13 protein-coding genes are annotated in these 13,770 nt (G+C 43.4%); 4 read left to right on the forward strand and 9 right to left on the reverse strand.

The features are described from left to right. Positions 1-379 precede the first annotated feature (379 nt). The 3 genes from LUQ50_RS08800 to LUQ50_RS08810 all read left to right on the forward strand — a co-directional run bounded on the left by LUQ50_RS08800 (position 380) and on the right by LUQ50_RS08810 (position 4,288). Entirely contained in the window at positions 380-2,551 is a 2,172-nt protein-coding gene (locus LUQ50_RS08800) for a nitrogenase component 1 (protein WP_300039299.1), read from the forward strand. Beyond that, positions 2,548-3,834: a nitrogenase component 1 gene (locus LUQ50_RS08805; RefSeq protein WP_300039301.1), complete on the forward strand. Its 1,287-nt coding sequence runs from the start codon at positions 2,548-2,550 to the stop codon at positions 3,832-3,834. Before LUQ50_RS08800 ends, LUQ50_RS08805 begins: the two co-directional genes overlap by 4 nt. 223 nt (positions 3,835-4,057) lie before the next feature. After that, positions 4,058-4,288 carry a hypothetical protein gene (locus LUQ50_RS08810; RefSeq protein ID WP_300039303.1) on the forward strand — a complete coding sequence of 77 codons (231 nt, stop codon included), beginning with the start codon at positions 4,058-4,060 and terminating at the stop codon, positions 4,286-4,288. 367 nt (positions 4,289-4,655) lie between these two features. On the opposite strand, the gene LUQ50_RS08815 is transcribed toward LUQ50_RS08810, so the two are convergent. The 3 genes from LUQ50_RS08815 to LUQ50_RS08825 form a co-directional block, all read right to left on the reverse strand. Next, positions 4,656-4,928, reverse strand: coding sequence for a type II toxin-antitoxin system MqsA family antitoxin (locus LUQ50_RS08815; protein ID WP_300039305.1), 273 nt, complete (start codon positions 4,926-4,928; stop codon positions 4,656-4,658). Then, positions 4,898-5,200, reverse strand: coding sequence for a DUF4258 domain-containing protein (locus LUQ50_RS08820; protein WP_300039307.1), 303 nt, complete (start codon positions 5,198-5,200; stop codon positions 4,898-4,900). The genes LUQ50_RS08815 and LUQ50_RS08820 overlap by 31 nt, the downstream gene beginning before the upstream one ends. A 302-nt stretch (positions 5,201-5,502) precedes the next feature. After that, positions 5,503-6,684, reverse strand: coding sequence for an adenosylcobinamide amidohydrolase (locus tag LUQ50_RS08825; RefSeq protein ID WP_300039309.1), 1,182 nt, complete (start codon positions 6,682-6,684; stop codon positions 5,503-5,505). A gap of 173 nt (positions 6,685-6,857) precedes the next feature. Here LUQ50_RS08825 and LUQ50_RS08830 point away from each other — a divergent pair, with 173 nt between their 5' ends. Continuing rightward, positions 6,858-7,031 (forward strand): hypothetical protein, encoded by a 174-nt coding sequence (locus LUQ50_RS08830; RefSeq protein WP_300039311.1) that lies wholly within the window; start codon positions 6,858-6,860, stop codon positions 7,029-7,031. A 66-nt stretch (positions 7,032-7,097) separates the two neighbouring features. On the opposite strand, the gene LUQ50_RS08835 is transcribed toward LUQ50_RS08830, so the two are convergent. The 6 genes from LUQ50_RS08835 to LUQ50_RS08860 all read right to left on the reverse strand — a co-directional run. Further along, positions 7,098-7,445 carry a DUF86 domain-containing protein gene (locus LUQ50_RS08835; protein ID WP_300039313.1) on the reverse strand — a complete coding sequence of 116 codons (348 nt, stop codon included), beginning with the start codon at positions 7,443-7,445 and terminating at the stop codon, positions 7,098-7,100. Next, positions 7,435-7,752, reverse strand: coding sequence for a nucleotidyltransferase family protein (locus tag LUQ50_RS08840; RefSeq protein WP_300039314.1), 318 nt, complete (start codon positions 7,750-7,752; stop codon positions 7,435-7,437). The genes LUQ50_RS08835 and LUQ50_RS08840 overlap by 11 nt, the downstream gene beginning before the upstream one ends. 1,026 nt (positions 7,753-8,778) lie before the next feature. Further along, entirely contained in the window at positions 8,779-9,621 is an 843-nt protein-coding gene (locus LUQ50_RS08845) for a sirohydrochlorin cobaltochelatase (RefSeq protein WP_300039316.1), read from the reverse strand. Positions 9,622-9,793: 172 nt separating this feature from the next. Continuing rightward, positions 9,794-11,080 (reverse strand): nitrogenase component 1, encoded by a 1,287-nt coding sequence (locus tag LUQ50_RS08850; RefSeq protein WP_300039318.1) that lies wholly within the window; start codon positions 11,078-11,080, stop codon positions 9,794-9,796. Beyond that, on the reverse strand, positions 11,077-13,248 hold the full coding sequence (locus LUQ50_RS08855; protein WP_300039320.1) for a nitrogenase component 1: 2,172 nt from the start codon (positions 13,246-13,248) through the stop codon (positions 11,077-11,079). Before LUQ50_RS08855 ends, LUQ50_RS08850 begins: the two co-directional genes overlap by 4 nt. A gap of 24 nt (positions 13,249-13,272) precedes the next feature. Next, positions 13,273-13,770 (reverse strand): hypothetical protein (locus LUQ50_RS08860; RefSeq protein WP_367278982.1); only part of this gene is annotated, 498 nt, incomplete at its 5' end.

Raw genomic sequence — 13,770 nt, forward strand, 5'->3', positions numbered from 1 at the left:
GATTGGTGCATTAGTTTGCTTATACGAATTGAAAGGATATAGGAGTTGTGAATGAAAACTTGTGCTAACTTCGTATAATGTGCGTAAACTTCAGTGTGAAATTATTAATTGATCTTATAGATTCTTGTTAGAATTGGTAATCTTACGGTTTCTGCGGAATAATGGGAACAGGCCGTATCACATTTCCGATCATGCCGTGTTGCTTGTCTGACTTTTCAGATCCTGATCAAAAAGAGCGATGAAAGGACCAATAATAGATATGCAATAACTAAAGAATATTGTACCTAACTAAATATTTATGGAATTACAGTCAGTTTAAAATAACAGATCTGAGCAGAGGAGATTTCGAGGATACAATATTTGAGGGCATATCTGGCGTATGAAAATTGCATTGTACGGTAAAGGAGGAATTGGTAAATCTACCGTTTCATCAAACATTACAGCATCACTCGCAGAGATGGGGTGCACAGTCCTTCAGATTGGGTGTGATCCAAAGTATGACTCCACCCGTCTTCTCATTGGGGGTATTATACCGATGACCGTTCTTGATTATATCTCCAGAACGCTCCCGCAGACCCGCTCACTACAAGATATTGTCTATTCAGGATACCGGGGAGTGGCGTGTGTTGAGGCAGGAGGTCCTGAACCGGGAGTCGGATGTGCAGGACGGGGAATCATCTCAACATTTCGAGTGCTGGAAGACCTGGGCCTTGATTATCAGGCATTTGATCTGATCCTGTATGATGTACTTGGAGATGTCGTCTGCGGAGGGTTTGCAGTTCCCATCAGAGAGGAGTATGCCGATGCTGTAGTAATTGTGACTTCAGGGGAGTACATGTCCCTGTATGCTGCAAATAATATCATTAGAGGCATCCAGAATTTTACATCTGACACCGGGAGAGTTGCCGGGATCATCTTTAACGAACGGGGACTTGATGATGAAGAGAGCGGGGTTGTAAGGTTTGCAGAAGCGGTATCCCTCCCCATTATTGCCCGCATTCCGAAAAGTGATCTATTTGTCCGGGCAGAAAAAGAAGGAAAGACGATCCTAGAGCTCTTTCCTACATCCAAGGAAGCTTCAATCTTCAGAGATATTGCAGTTCATATCAGAGATATCAGGATCGAGTCTGGTACCGGCCTGTATTTTGGGAACCCGCTCTCTGATCAGGAACTGGAGCATCTTCTCTTTGGCCGAAAGTCCAAACACCCTGTAGAATCCTATGGGCCGGTTCAGATATCAGAGAAACCAAAGTTCTCAGAATACTCTTCATCGGTAAAACATAAATTGCCACTTATTGGATGTGCATTTGCCGGGGCAGTTGTTGTCACCACTCAGCTTATTGATGCAGCAACAGTCATTCATGCTCCTGCCAGTTGTTCTCTCATGATTCGCGAGAAGATTATTGCCACCGAGATGAGGACCTGCCGCATCTCAAAAGTTCCGTATTGCGGATCAAGTGCTGAATCATTGTTCTGTACTAATCTGACTGACAATGAGTTCACCCACGGGGGAGAGGAGTCTCTTGCACGTACAATCGAAGAGGTAATTGCCAAGGGGTATACCTGGATTTTTGTTATACCCTCATGTGTGCCGGGTCTGAATGGCGACCGGGTCAGATATGTTGCAGATCAACTGAAAGAGAAACATCTGGGTGTCGAGATCGTAGTGCTTTCGGTGGATGGAAACATTGCCGGAGATTTCACCCAGGGGATGATTCAGGCATATCAAGAGATATTTCAGCACGTTCCTCCCCTGGAGAAGATAACAGGTAATCGAACGGTCACGTTGGTAGGAGAACGGGTCTTTGCTCCTGGCGAGGAAAGAGAGATTAAGGCGATCGAAAAGATGTTGAATCGTCTGGTAGTAACTCTGAACTGCCGTCTACTCTACCGGTGCTCTGTGAAATCGCTGATGAAAGCGAATGAATCGTCACTCTTTCTTCCGATAGACCTTACTGATTACAGCGAGAGTATCAGGACATTCATAGAGTCAACATATCATCGCCCATTTCTAAATTATCCCCTTCCTATAGGATTTATTGAGACGGAGATCTGGTTGCGATCAGTGGGAGAAGTCTTTGACCGTCAGAATTGTGCATCCATGATGATAAAGGAAGCATGGATTGAGTATGACCAAAAAATTGTACAATTCAGAGAGATCCTAAACGGAAAAACTGTACTGATAACAACACAGCGACGATCAATCGACTGGATTTTGGATCTTGCTTCTGATCTCGGGATGAAAATTTTGCGGGTTGGTATTCTGTATTCACCATTTAATGATACATTTCAGTCACGATATGAGAAGACAATCGATTTTTGTTACGACTATGATCTCAAGAAGAGAACGGCTGATATCAGGACCCTGAACCCTGATCTGGTGTTGTATACCTATCCGTCCCTCTCACCAGAAGATTGTGCAAAGGGTGATCTTATTCCATATTCTCCGGGGTTCGGTTTTTTTGCCGGACTCAAGTGGGCCGACCGATGGAGCCGGATAATCAGACTCCCGATGAATGAAGGGTGGAGGAAGGATGGGGGGATACAATGATCGACGATGCTGACGGGTTTCTCGGTACTCTTTTGGCAGTGGAAGGAATTGTTGATGCCTGTGCAGTGATCAACGGGCCGAATGGATGCAGAGGGTATCCTGCATATCTTGCGGATCGGCTGCTGTCAAGGGATGCCTCCCCTACCAAGAGAAGTTTAGATGAGTTATTCTATTTTGGCCAGTCCAGAATACCCTGCACCTACCTGGACGGAGACGATTACATTGCTGGATCGACAGCGAAACTTGCAGCGATCATGCCACTCATTGCAGAGAAGGGTGATACCCTGATTGCCATCATCAATTCTCCTGGTGCATCATTGATAGGCGATGACCTGAACCGGTTTATCAGGCAGTCAGATCTCGCCGGGAGATGCATTGCCTTTGAGGATGCATGGTATTCACAGCCTCTTTCAACCGGGTTTGATGAGACCGTTGTAGCGGTACTCAAATGGCTCACCATAAACAGACTGCCCAAGGTAAAACGGAGTGTCAACCTTCTTGGTTTATCCTTGTATCAACGATATTGGGAAGGGAATGTTCAGGAATTAATCCATTTGTGTACTTTAATGGGTCTGTATGTGATCTCAACGTGGGCTGGTTCAACGGTAGCTGAGATCCGGGAGTCTCCTTCAGCATCTCATAACCTCGTCATTTTTCCGGAGTTTGCATCAAAGACTGCCGCCTGGTATGAAAAAGAGTTTGGTATTCCTGCGGTTCTGTCACCGCAAGGTGCACCTATCGGATTTTCAGCAACAGAAGCGTGGATCCGAACCGTTGCAACAGCCCTGAATGTGGATCCGGGGTTGGCTCTTGAGTACCTGAATACCCAAAAGAAACGAGCTTATCATATTATCAGCAGGTCTTCTCATGAAGCATCCTCAATCAGGGGGCTTACCTTTGGTATTCGTGCCGATGTTTCCTGGGCATTGCCTCTGATGACCTGGCTCTATTCCTATCTCAATATGCTCCCGGTTTGCATAGAAATCGGACACGGCGGAGATGAAGAGCAACGCAGATCGGTACTCAGTTTTTTAAAAGAGCATCACCTGAGTTCTGTGTTAGAAGTGAGTGCTGAGTCTGCTTTGCCTGATTTTTACTTTGCAGAAGGAATAGGTGGAGAACACCTGGCGTTATCAGGAATCTGCAGGAGTTATTTTGATCTCTCTAATAGAATGTACACAGATATCGAATTCATTCAAAGAGCAGTTGTCGGTGGTGCTGGATCGCTGATGTTTTTGGAGTATATTTTCAGGGATCATATGAATGGGATATATAGTGAGTGAACCCTGAAAATCTAAATTTCTCACCGATACTCAACAAAATTAGGAAAGACCGTTTTCTTACGATAACCAACCTGAAGCACCTCAAAATGTTTACATTATACTGATAATCACTTTTGAATAGCATGGTTTGAAATAATCTCCGTTTATCCTCGATAATTTCAAAATGATGTGCTTTACGCAATAAGAAAAACTATCTATGGTTTTGAATTGTACTGATACATTTATGGCCGATAGCTCAGAACTCGCCGAGAGAGAATATAATTCATACACGGCAATTATCAAACAAGATGGCCCATGGTGGATTGGTTGGATTGAAGGGATTCACGGGGTAAATTGTCAAGAGCGATCCTATGATGAGTTAATTTTGAGTCTGAAGGAGACACTTACTGAAGCAGTTCAGTTCAATCGTGAAGACGCTCTCCGGATGCAGGGGGAACCTATCGGGAAGAATTGATTAAGGTTCCGGTATGAAGAGGAGATTACTCATACAGCATCTTACCAAACAGGGGTGTATTCTCCTTCGGGAGGGGAGCCGTCACTCCTGGTATTCTAATCCAGTTGAAAATCATCGTTCTGCGGTTTCCCGTCATGAGGAAATAAGTGACATGTTATCTCGAAAGATCTGAAAGGATCTCTGTATTCCTCAACTTAACGAAAAAATCTACCTTTACAATGTCACGTTCAAATCGAAGAATTCCGATTTTGGCAGGTGTTTTCCATGATAAATTACGTTGTATCGTTTTCTTGAGAACCTGCTTATGATATAAAATGAGGAACTCGATATTACCAGAGAAAATCGATCTGATATTGATGATCCAGGTTCATTCCTGGATACTTACTTCTATCGCAGCGAGAGGTGTGCCACAAATGGGACCTTTTTTGGCCTCTTCAATAATCTGATCTATTTTTCGTGATGACTCCGGAGTAAAATATGACTCATTACACTGATCACAGACAAATGCAGGGATATCTTTGATCACGATAATTTCTGAACCTATACGAGCCATAAATTCAGTTGTTCCTTTCCGTAGTGTTCCTTTACAAAAAGAACATTGATCCGGCATCATTGTCTTCTCTCCCGATAATTTATCCATTCGTTCTCATCTGGGTAATAACATGTAATTATTCTCAAATGATCTTTGCACATTCCTATTACGATATGTGGTGAAATATTGTTAGCTGTTGAAAGAAGAAGATATGATGGGCAGGGTAGATCACCTTCATACGATTCGATTATCTCTCCACATAATATGGCATCTTCTAACTGTGAAGTTGAGATCTCACGTTCAGCCATTCTATTTCGTGCATGGCTGGTGACAAAATACGAGTCTGATTTTATATAATCAATAATCCTCTGATATTTCACAACTTTTCCTTTCCATTCATGTTATTATCCCATTGACACCATATTGGTTACTCTAGTATCAGAACGTTATGCAACAAACACGATCTCTTATGTATGAGCGCCTTTTTAGTATAAATCGGAACTCACAGAGATGTTTACTGAATCGATCTTGATCCTTCGAACTCAGTTTTTTCCTCCACTCACTGGTTATGGGTAAGGGAAAGGTCAGGCATTATATTGCATGAAATACTGGTTTCATCTCTCTACCCTGGGTTCTCAATGGTTGATTCCGGCATGATTCCCGCATCGGCACTGAGTTCTGATTACGAAGTATCCTGGGCATTACAGGATATCTTAGTTCCGGAGAGGTACTTCTGCTTGGCAATGTATGCAATGGTAACCTTCAGATTTTCAAGTACACTTATCTGATGTGATAAAGGAACACTATCTGCGTGTTTGCTTCGAATTTCCGCCAGATAGGGAATTACAGAGAGTACATTACATGCTGCCATCTGACCTGCAACTGCTGGAATCAGACCCCATGATATCTCGTCATGGATATGAATGACTGCCGAGACTGCTGATACCAGTGCCGGTTCTTGTGCTATCTCTCTGAGTGAATTGATAAAGCATGCCCGCCGATTCTCGCCATCAAGTTTTGTTGCAACGGACCAGATCTCTTCTTCGGTAATGCCAAACCGGGCTAGTCTGACCATCAGGTTTCGCTGTGATAATGAGTTCAAACCGGACTGTCTGCTGAGAGCTTCAGTTGTTCCTTTGATAATAGCGGTTCCGATAAGTTCACCAAGTTTTGAATGTTTGCCGGCATCAGTCAGGCGCTGAGAACTTGTTGTATCTGCAATGATCGCTATCCCGTCCGTTCCCGATCCGGTAGCAATTCCTGATGAATATTGACTCTGTGCCATGAGCTGTTGGAGTGCAGCAGTTTTCGCTTCAGTAGCGGTGATTACAGCCTGTATACAGGTTCGTTCAGGAAGATCTGCATTAATGATAAGGATGGTGTTGATAGTGCCTCCCACGGGTGTAATTTTTCCGGATTCCTGATAATACGAAGCAGGATCTCCTGCACGTCCTCCGTTGACTTCTATGCCTGCGGTGATCAACGCAGTGACCTCCAGGCCCCGAAAAGATTCAGTAACAACTGCAGCATGTTTCATTTTTGCAGCGGTTAGCAGTCCGGCGGTAGTATCTGGATCAAGATTCAGCCGTTTTGCTGTTTTGGCAAGGTAGGACTCAATGCTGCCGCCTTCAAGTTGATGTGAATGGATTGCGTCGTGAGATAACTGGTGATTAATTACCGCCTGCATGTCTGTCCTGAATCCACCGTTTACCGATGCAGTGGAGAGGACAACCCTTCCCGGGGGAAGTCTTACTATAATTGAATCATCAGTTCTGGAGGCTGTTTCTCCTGATGAAGTAATGAAGAGATTTTCGGTGGTATTGTCAGGGAGTTCAGATGAGTGTGGGTCTATGGAATCAGACATAATGGCTCTTTTTTGTTGTGTTTCAGAAGAGGATTTTAATTCTTCTGTGAGATGTGTAACTATTGCTGATATTACCCCAAAAAATCAGAGTTCAAACTTTTTGATTCTTTTGAAATATTTCTTCAGCAATCCTTTTTAAAGTCACAGATCCTGTATAAACGTGGTGAAAAGCCATGTATGCAACATTGACAGGACAACAACTTGAGAAGGTACAGGCACTTGAGAAAGAGCTTGGATTGTATGTTCTTGCAACACCGAAGTATAAACCACTCAAGCCTGAACAGGTTCAGGATCTCAATGAGATGGAGAAAAAACTCGGTGCCGTGCTTATTGCATACGAATCATAACCTATTTTCAGGATTTTAAACCGGGTGAACCCGGTATGTCGTGGCAAAACTATTGATGAGATATGTTCAGGTTTCTCTTTCGAGATTAGAAAGGACCGTTCTGATTACTGGTTCAATTTCAGGGATCTTTCTTTTCACTACATCATACACGATCTCATAATTTATCGAAAAATATCCGTGAATTATTCTATCACGCATTCCTGCTATGTCCTTCCATGGAACAGAAGGGTACTTCTCACGGATTTCTAATGAAACATTTTTCGATGCTTCTCCGATTATTTCTAGGGCCCGGGTAATCGCATGCTCAATATCCCTATCTGATATCAACTGGTCATAGGACAAAGTGTCCGATTTTGTCTGTAAAAATTCTATCTCATCAAGTATGTGTTTTAGAAATATTTTATCATCTTTCATACCAGATTACTTCCTTTTCAATGTAGGGACGAAGGTATTTGCTCACTCCGTCACAGGTGAGGAGATCTACATGCCTTGAGAAGATGTTTTCAAGAAAATAAGCAAGTTGCATAAAATTGTCAAAGGTTGCCTCTCCAGGATTAAATTCTACAAGAATATCTACATCACTTTCCGGTTTCTCCTCTCCACGGGCAAAAGATCCAAATATTCCAATTCTTTTAACGCCATATGTCCTTTGTATAAGAGGAAATGATTTTTGTAGATCCTGGATGACTGAACTTGAGATCTGAACAGATTCAGGTGGCATGAATTTCTTACGTACCTAATAGGGGGATCAGATTATTTAATGAAGTGGTCATTTTTTGTCGATGAAATAGGAAGATTAAGACTAAAATAGATCACTCATTTTTTTTATGTTACCGGATATGAGAATATTACGCATGGTTGGATGTGTGTCCTGCTCATTTTCATTCTGAATAAGTGTCAGAATCAGCCGATTAAAGGACTCACTCACTTCGCGGTTTGGGAACCCGGGAGTGTACCGGGTTCTCTGATACGAATTTCTTATTCATGATCGGATTGTCTGGTATCCTCCCTGGAAAAGTAGTGTTTCAGGAGGGATTGGTATTTGTTGATCTTTGTGAGTCAGATAATATCACAGGTCAGCAGGTAGTGTAACTATCCCTGATATTTCCCAAAAAAGTATGGATTCAATTTTTTGATGCTTTGAAAGGCATTTTCAGCGATTTTTATGGTTACAGGTTGTGAATATTCGTCGTGAAGAACCAAGTATACGACACTCGGCAGTAAAAAAATGGCGTATTTTGATTATTTTTGCGAAATTTAGAAATACTAACCGAACCTTATCAGATATGGATGTAACCTCATAAAGCTCCGAGCAGAATATGAGGTTTTTATCACCACCGTCAAGGATCCGTACGAATGCCATATCGAACCTGGATTCGACAAAAAAAGTCAATGGTGAAAAGAATGTCTGCGAATAATCTTCGAAAAGTCTCTAAAATCTTGAATTCTACCATTTCGTGTCCCCTTTTCATTAAGTAATAACTCTTGGAGAAATTACAGATCACAAAAAAATTGCTGCCGAGTGTCGGAAGTATGCTACCTTAACCGGACTACAACTTGAGAAAGAGCTTGGAATGTATGTTCTTGCAACTCCGAAGTACAAACCACTCAAGCCTGAACAGGTTCAGGATCTCAATGAGATGGAGAAGAAACTCAGTGCTGTGCTTATTGCATATGAATCATAACCTATTTTCAGGTCTGTGTCCCGTCTGTTGCTTGTCGGCTAAAAAAGATGAAGTTTCCCTGGTTATTTCAGGAATGAATGAGAAGCTGCCCGTGCCTGTAATCTCTTGACATAGAGGTCAAGGATCTGATCATACTCCCCGAGGCCGACTGAATCCACGGTTACGGTGAAACCATCACGTTCGAGAGCTTTCTGCCAGGAGTCCTTGTTTGCTTCTCCAGAGATCTGGATCCAGGCATGGATGCCCGGGACGACTGCCATTGGGACGAGACGAACTTTTTTAGCTCCGATATGACTGAGTCGTGATTTGACTTTCGCATAGTCTGGATATCCGTCGATAGTACCGATACAGATCTTTCCGGTTTTGGTGATGTCATCAAGAGTCATCTGAAGCTGGCAGAGTGAGGGATCTGCTCCTCCTTCAGAAGTTGGCATGACCAGAACAACTGCTTCATCCTTTCCAGAAGAATACAGAGAAGAAAGCACTTTTGCGGTTTCTTCGTAATCTTCTGCAGACATTACCAATGGAGTACTGATGAGAATGCCTTTAAATTTAAGAACTCCATGGGCTCCGGCGAGCTCATTTAATGCCTTGATGACCGGGTATAACTCATGGTATAGAGCCCCGGATGTAAGGAAGAGCGGCTGCACAACGATCTGTGAATGCCCCTTCTCAATAAGTGCTGAAAGAGCTCCGAGTGGGCCAGGAACCTGTTCTCCCTGTTCACCGAGTGAGAGGCGGACTCCTTCAGAGGTAAATGCATAGGTAACCTCTGCTTTCGGATATGCTGCTTGCATCTTTTTCATACATTTCTGTACAACTGCCCTTCCTTCTGACTGTGTTGTTCCCATGGTCACGATGAGGACTGCACCATGAGATTCCAATTTCTTGCCATGTCCACTCATAAAATTCACTAGCTAATTTATTAGCTAATTTTTACTTGATTTTTATTCATATAAATATTGTTATTTTGTATTTTTTTATCTAATCTCTAATTATCATTACATTTCACGTAAAAATTATTTTAATTTTAATTTTATTGAAACAAATCAAATCAACACATTTATAAACCTTTTTTCACTCTAAATATTGGGAATTATATGTCTCTCTAAAAATATATTCAAGCAAAAAAAGTGCTCCAGATCCTCCAAGCAGGGTTTTCCGGGTAAAATCGATCTCAGTATACATCCGATTAGAGAGATCGAGATAACTTTTGCATGTCCCTTCAGCCAAAAGATGTTTCCCAAAAATACCCTCTGAAAAGAAAAAATCAGGTTGCACTGTTTTAGGATCAACTCCCAGTATCGAAGTTTCCTGGAGTATCATTAGAAGATCAGTAAGTTGTTGTCTCTGGATGGGGTCCCCTCCTGGGAAGAGTTGAACAGATACCGGAAACATGTTCAGATACGTGTACAACCAGGTGACCAGGGGAAGTGCCCAGGATACGGGTGCTCTGATTCCGAATGAAAGGCCTTTGATGAAAGAAGCTTCGTGGGAAACTCTTCCGATGATGTGGAATGCACATTCTTTCTGGCAATGTATGTGATCAAGTGCAGGAGCAGGATCCACTTTGAGTGCAGTAGCGACCGATTGTATCCATTGTTCTGTTGCATCAAATCCAATTGGTGCACCACCCGGGGATAATACTGCGGGAATGCCGTATTTCTGTTCATACCATACTGCTGTTTTTGAAGCAAACTCAGGGAAGATTACCAGGTTATGTGAAGCAGCTGTTGATTCGCGAATCTCTGCCACGGTTGAACCGGTCCACCGGGAGATCACATGTAGTCCCATCAGTTCACAGAGATGAACCAGTTCTTCAGCATTTCCCTCCCAATACCGCTGATAAAGAGAAAGTCCAAGAAGATTGACCCGTTTTTTAACTTTTGGAAGTGGATGTAACCGGAGCCATTTAAGCAGGGCAAGAACAGTCTCATCGTTCCCGACTGAAACTGGTTCTGAATACCATGCATCTTCAAATGCCAGACATTTATGGTCCATACCTGCCTGCCTGATAAACCGGTTCAGATCATCCCCGATAAGTGACGCACCTGGAGAGTTTATGAGAGCGATCAGCGTGTCTCCCTTTTCTGCAATTAATGGCAATATCTTTTGTAGTTTCTCGGTTGAACCGGTGATGTAATCATCTGCATCAAGATAGGTACAGGGAATTCGAGACTGCCCAAAGAAGAATAATTCTTCAAAGTACCTCCGGCTGAGGGAGTACTCACGGGGATAGAGACGATCGGACAGGTATGCAGGATATCCCCTACATCCGTTCGGACCGTTGATCACCGCTCGTGCATCAGTGATTCCTTCTATAGCAAGAAGAGCACCGAGAAATCCATCAGCATCATCTATCATACCATCTCCATCCCGTCGTATTTCCACCCTTCAGTAACCGGGAGTCTGATTATCCTGCTCAATCGTTTAGCCCATTGAATTCCAGCAAAAAAACCGAACCCCGGAGAGTATGGAATAAGATCGCTCTTTGCATAATCTTGTGATGAAAGAGATGGATAAGTATACAACACCAGATCCGGGTGCAGACTCCTGATATCCTCTGATCGCTTCTGTACATCATATCCATGACTAAACGAGATCTGATCTTCGTACCGGGAGTGGAACGTATCATTGAATGGAGAATAGAGAATACCAACTTTGAGTACTATCATTCCCAAATCCATCGCGAGATCCAAGATCCAGTCAATAGATCGTTTTTGAGTGGTTATGAGGAGGGTTTTTCCGGCCATACGATCTCTGATTTGTGAGATATTCAGTTCGTACTCTTTCCTGGCATCCTGAATCATTATCTTCACACTTTCTTCACGTCCGAAAAAAGAGCCAACTTCCTGTAGCCAGATCTCAGTCTCCTGTCGTCCTATCGGGAGAGGGTACTTTAAGAAGGGACGGTGATATGCAGACTCGATAAGCGGTCTGATACTATCAGTAAAATCATTAGAATCAGTCGGAAGAAAGAGCGAGGATCGACCAGCCTGAGAAATACTAGTGATAGGACACTGGGAAAAGATACGGCAATTGATGGTTACTACCAATTGATTCAGGAGTTTTTCAATCACCTTGATATGACGCTCTTCATTCGGTGCAAAGATTCGCTCTGCAACAAGGGTAACTGACCGTTCGGTAGATGAGAGTTCTCCGGGAACTACCTGCTGTAATATCTCCCGGTATGCCTGGATCATTCCCTGTGAAAAATCTCCTGTAATATTACCATCAACCAAAATTGGGATGATCCTGGTGCCTGGGTGTTTTTTGTGAAGTTGCCCGGCAATATACCTGGTTCGGTCTCCGTTCAAACCAGGAACACAGGATGTCACCACAAAGATCCAGGTGTAACCTCTGGAAATTGCTTCTTCAATGGTATCAGCAAGCCGAATCTCTCCTCCATGAATAAACTCATTATCTGCCAGATTTGTGCTGAACAAGGATTCTGAAGCCGATATCTGATATGGAGTCTTACAAACCTGTGATGTTCTGAGTCCGGTTCCAATAATCTTCTCACCAATCAGGAGTGAACAACTGACTGGTGCATGCATCACGGTTGCTGCCCCTGAAATCTGGTTCGCAATCACAACAGCGCCTGCAAAGGCACATCCGATGAGTGGCCGTTTATTCTTCACCGAAGGCGACAGTGCTGATCGTGTAGTTGTTTGGGACACCGAAGGCCCGTATGATTCAATGGATCCGGATGGTTTTCGCTCCATAACCAAGGTATCCCTGTCCTGGTCAGAGAGCGGTGAGCCGATATGCAGGAGCGATGCTGCTCCTGGTTGGATCTTTATGATATGATCAGCAAGCGTTCTGATGATTGCTGCTTCAGGAGAATCGGGAAAGAGTTCAAGGATAGGTTTTCCATCCTGTTCTGCAGTCGCAAATCGGGCACTTCTGGGGATATGAGCGAGAATCGGGAGCGAGACAGCTTGTGCAAACCGGGTAACCCTCTCGAGTTCATCATCGAGACCTCGTTCATTGAAGATGATTCCCGCAACACGACCTTTTTCATTCGTAAAGTTCTGAATGCCCAGAAGAATGTTATTTGCCGCATACAGGGACATATATTCACCTGATGTCACAATTATGACTGCATCAGCATACTCTTCCCTGACCGGGACTGCAAATCCCCCACAGACCACATCCCCCAATACATCATAGAGGGTGATATCAAACTGATGCGAATCAAGACCAAGCTCTGAAAGAAGTTCGAACATGGTAATGATTCCTCTCCCGGCACATCCGACACCCGGTTCCGGTCCTCCTGCTTCCACACATGCGATTCCCTGGTATCCCCTGAATACAATATCTTCAAGTCTCCTGTTGCCAGGTAGAGTATTTTTCACGTAATCAAGTACAGTTACAGGGATATTCTCACCAAGAAGGAGTCGGGTAGAGTCATGCTTGGGATCACATCCGATCTGAAGAATTTTCAGACCTTTGTGGGCAATTGCTGCTGAAAGATTAGCAGATATTGTAGATTTTCCAATACCGCCTTTACCATAAACTGCGATTTTCATTGTTTCGCCAATACAAAGATTTTATTATACTGCTCCCGGAAGTGGTTCTTCAATCCACTGGGTAAGATCAGTCAGGTTCATGAATGAAGCCTCCCCTTTGCTTGAAAATACATTCCAGCAAAGGCCGGTAGGGGTTGTGGTAATGTGTATGGTTATCATCGGTTTTTTCTCATGATCGATCTGATATCCAATCCGCCGTAATGCCCGCATGGTCCAGAACCGTGTTTTTCCGTTTTCTCCGGAGATTAAGACTGAACCTTTACATGCTGACGGTACTGTAAATTGTCCATTATCACTGTCAAACTGGACGTTTTGGGTGCTGAAAACGTCAGAGATACTGCCGTTTAGTATTAAATCCTCTGGTGCTCCTGCATGGAATTTACCGTTACGGTTCATGATCCAGAGGCGGTCTGCAAGGCGCATTGCGAGGTCTAGATCATGACTTGAGAGAAGGATTCCTTTTTTTTCCCGCCTGGTAATCTCACGAAGCATGGAAAGAATTTCAATCCGATAAGGAAAATC

The organism is Methanospirillum sp. (genome assembly GCF_028679455.1).
Taxonomy (GTDB): domain Archaea; phylum Halobacteriota; class Methanomicrobia; order Methanomicrobiales; family Methanospirillaceae; genus Methanospirillum.

Coding starts and splice junctions, on each gene's coding strand:
- LUQ50_RS08855 (WP_300039320.1), bottom strand. CDS start 13,248: ATGAAAATCGCAGTTTATGGTAAAGGCGGTATTGGAAAATCTACAATA.
- LUQ50_RS08805 (WP_300039301.1), top strand. CDS start 2,548: ATGATCGACGATGCTGACGGGTTTCTCGGTACTCTTTTGGCAGTGGAA.
- LUQ50_RS08840 (WP_300039314.1), bottom strand. CDS start 7,752: ATGCCACCTGAATCTGTTCAGATCTCAAGTTCAGTCATCCAGGATCTA.
- LUQ50_RS08835 (WP_300039313.1), bottom strand. CDS start 7,445: ATGAAAGATGATAAAATATTTCTAAAACACATACTTGATGAGATAGAA.
- LUQ50_RS08830 (WP_300039311.1), top strand. CDS start 6,858: ATGTATGCAACATTGACAGGACAACAACTTGAGAAGGTACAGGCACTT.
- LUQ50_RS08825 (WP_300039309.1), bottom strand. CDS start 6,684: ATGTCTGATTCCATAGACCCACACTCATCTGAACTCCCTGACAATACC.
- LUQ50_RS08850 (WP_300039318.1), bottom strand. CDS start 11,080: ATGATAGATGATGCTGATGGATTTCTCGGTGCTCTTCTTGCTATAGAA.
- LUQ50_RS08845 (WP_300039316.1), bottom strand. CDS start 9,621: ATGAGTGGACATGGCAAGAAATTGGAATCTCATGGTGCAGTCCTCATC.
- LUQ50_RS08810 (WP_300039303.1), top strand. CDS start 4,058: ATGGCCGATAGCTCAGAACTCGCCGAGAGAGAATATAATTCATACACG.
- LUQ50_RS08815 (WP_300039305.1), bottom strand. CDS start 4,928: ATGGATAAATTATCGGGAGAGAAGACAATGATGCCGGATCAATGTTCT.
- LUQ50_RS08800 (WP_300039299.1), top strand. CDS start 380: ATGAAAATTGCATTGTACGGTAAAGGAGGAATTGGTAAATCTACCGTT.